4 protein-coding genes are annotated in these 2305 nt (G+C 71.9%); 3 read left to right on the top strand and 1 reads right to left on the bottom strand.

The features are described from left to right. Positions 1-255: 255 nt before the first annotated feature. Entirely contained in the window at positions 256-852 is a 597-nt protein-coding gene (locus H8R17_RS43850; protein WP_187828752.1) for a short chain dehydrogenase, read from the bottom strand. Positions 853-931: 79 nt separating this feature from the next. Here H8R17_RS43850 and H8R17_RS48315 point away from each other — a divergent pair, with 79 nt between their 5' ends. From H8R17_RS48315 to H8R17_RS43840, 3 genes are all read left to right on the top strand, one after another. After that, positions 932-1135, top strand: coding sequence for a LysR family transcriptional regulator (locus H8R17_RS48315; RefSeq protein ID WP_262506002.1), 204 nt, complete (start codon positions 932-934; stop codon positions 1133-1135). Further along, a complete protein-coding gene (locus H8R17_RS43845; RefSeq protein ID WP_316959734.1) occupies positions 1080-1832 on the top strand; it encodes a LysR family substrate-binding domain-containing protein in 753 nt (250 codons plus the stop codon). Before H8R17_RS48315 ends, H8R17_RS43845 begins: the two co-directional genes overlap by 56 nt. Before the next feature lie 29 nt (positions 1833-1861). Further along, positions 1862-2305, top strand: a 444-nt coding sequence (locus H8R17_RS43840; protein ID WP_187828751.1) for a GntR family transcriptional regulator, incomplete at its 3' end; no start/stop codon positions are given.

The raw sequence follows: 2305 nt of genomic DNA, 5'->3' as shown, positions 1-2305 counted from the left end.
GGCGGTGCGCACACGTGCGCACCGCCCACCGGGTTACTGCCGTGTTCGTCCCGTTTCCCCGGCAACTTTCCGAGGCCTTCCCGACGCCATGGACCCCACGTCGTCGACGGCGAACAGCTCGACCGTGCGCTGGCGGAAGACTACCGTCGGCCGCCGCTTCCTCCGGTGACGCGGAAGCCGCTGCGGCCACACATGAGAAACGGGCCCCTGCTTGCGCAGGGACCCGAAGTCGTGATGACAGCCGCTACGGCGGCTCTACAGCGCGTAGACCTGCCCGGTCTGGGCTCCCTCGACGGAACGCACGTAGGCCTGCGCCACGTCGGCGAGGTCGACCGGCGGCATGCCGGGGAAGAAGTCCCCGTACTTGGCCAGGCTCTCGGTGAACACCGTGGGGCTGACCGCGTTGATCCGCTGTGGGGCGATCTCGATGGCGGCGGCGCGCACGAACGCCTCCACCGCGCCGTTGGCCATGGAGGCGGCCGTGCCCGTGGGGATGGGCTCACGCGTCAGCACTCCGGTGATCAGGGTGAACGAGCCACGCTCGGCGATGCGCGGGATCCCCTGCCGCACCAGCTCGATCTGGCTGAGCGCCTTGCCGTGGAAGGCGCTCAGGTAGTCCTCGGGGGTCATCTCCGTGACCGGCTTGTACGGCACGGAACCGGCCGCGCTGACCACGGCGTCCACGCGGCCGGCCCGCTCGTACAGTTCCGTGGTCTGCGCCGGGTCGGTGATGTCGTAGCGCAGGTTGCCGCCGGTGCGGCCCACCGTGAGCAACTCGTGGCCGCGGGCGGTCAGGGTCGTGTGGACGGCCGTGCCGAGGGTGCCGGTGGCGCCGATGAGCAGAATCTTCAGAGGCCTCATGGCCGCGACGCTATGACCGGCCCACCGCGTGCGGGAAATATTTCTCGGGGAGCATTTATGCTTCAGGGTTATGAATGTGGAGCTGCGGCATCTGCGGGCGCTCGTCGCGATCGGCGACGAGGGCACCATCACGGGCGCCGCGGACGTGCTGCGGGTGAGCCAGCCCGCGCTCTCGCGCACCTTGGTGCAGTTGGAGAACCGGGTCGGGGGTGCGCCTGGTGGAACGCACGACCCGCCGCCTCGTGCTGACCGACGCGGGGCAACGGCTCTATGAACGCGCCCATATGATCCTCCATCAGCTGGAGGACGCGCTGACGGAGGCCACGGCGGGCGTACGACCGCTGCGCATCGGCTTCGCCTGGGCGGTGCTCGGCGACCGCACCGTGCCGCTGCTGCGCACCTGGCGCGAACGGCACCCCGGGATCCCCGTGGGCGTGCACCGCCGCGACGACCCGGAAGCGGCCCTGCGGCGCGGTGAGATCGACGCGGCGTTCCTGCGCTCGGCGCCCGCTCCGGGTGCCGGGCTGGAGGTCCGGTCGCTGTACCGGGAGCGGCGGCTGGCCGCCGTACCCGAGGGGGATCCGCTCGTCCGCCGGGAGGTCGTGCGCCTGGCCGATCTCGCCGACCGGCCGGTCGTCCTCTGCGCCACCGCCGCCACCACGGGCGGCCTCTGGCCCGACGGGCAGCGGCCCCGCACGTTCGAGGTGGCCAACGTCGACGAGTGGCTCACCCTGATCGCCACGGGGGACGCGGTCGGTGTCACCGCGGAAGCCACCGAGAACAGCCATCCGCACCCCGGCGTCCGCTACCTGCCCCTGGCGGACGCGCCCCCGGTCACCGTCCGCCTGGTCTGGCCGCGCACCGCCACGCATCCCGCCACCCTTGCCTTCCTCGACCACGTCCGGCGCATGACCGGCGGCCCAGGCGAGCTCGACGCCTCTCCCGACGGTGTCACCCGGCCGGTCTCCTAGACTGTGGTCTGGCAATCTGCGGAGGTTTCATGAGTGAGCACGCCACCCGGGCCGCCGGCCCCAGGCGGGTCAGCACCCAGACCCGACGGGACGCGGTGGTGGACGAACTGCGCAGGGCGATCATGGCCGGGGAGCTCGCGGCCGGCCAGCCCTTGCGGGAGGTGCACATCGCTCAGCGGCTCGGGGTCAGCCGCCCCACCCTCCGTGAGGCCATCTACCAGCTCATCCACGAAGGCCTCCTCGAACAGCAGCCGTACCGTGGCGTCGTCGTCACCGCGATCGACGAGAAGTTCATCACCGACACCGCGGCCGTCCGGGTCGCCCTGGAGACGCTCGCCGCGCGGGCGCTGGCCGGCGACCCCGACGGCTCCCGGAAGGCGAAACTGAGGAGCGCCTGGCAGGAGTACCGGGCCGCGCACCGGGTGCAGGACGCTGCGCGCCTCCATCAGGCCCACATCACCCTGCACCGCACT

Origin of the sequence: Streptomyces sp. TRM68367 (assembly GCF_014495685.1) — a bacterium.
Taxonomy (GTDB): domain Bacteria; phylum Actinomycetota; class Actinomycetes; order Streptomycetales; family Streptomycetaceae; genus Streptomyces.
The sequence above is the reverse complement of the archived record's forward strand: the minus strand, read 5'-3'. Positions and strand labels throughout refer to the sequence as shown.

Excerpts from the sequence above, each read along its gene's own strand:
- H8R17_RS48315 (WP_262506002.1), top strand. The coding sequence starts at position 932 with ATGAATGTGGAGCTGCGGCATCTGCGGGCGCTCGTCGCGATCGGCGAC.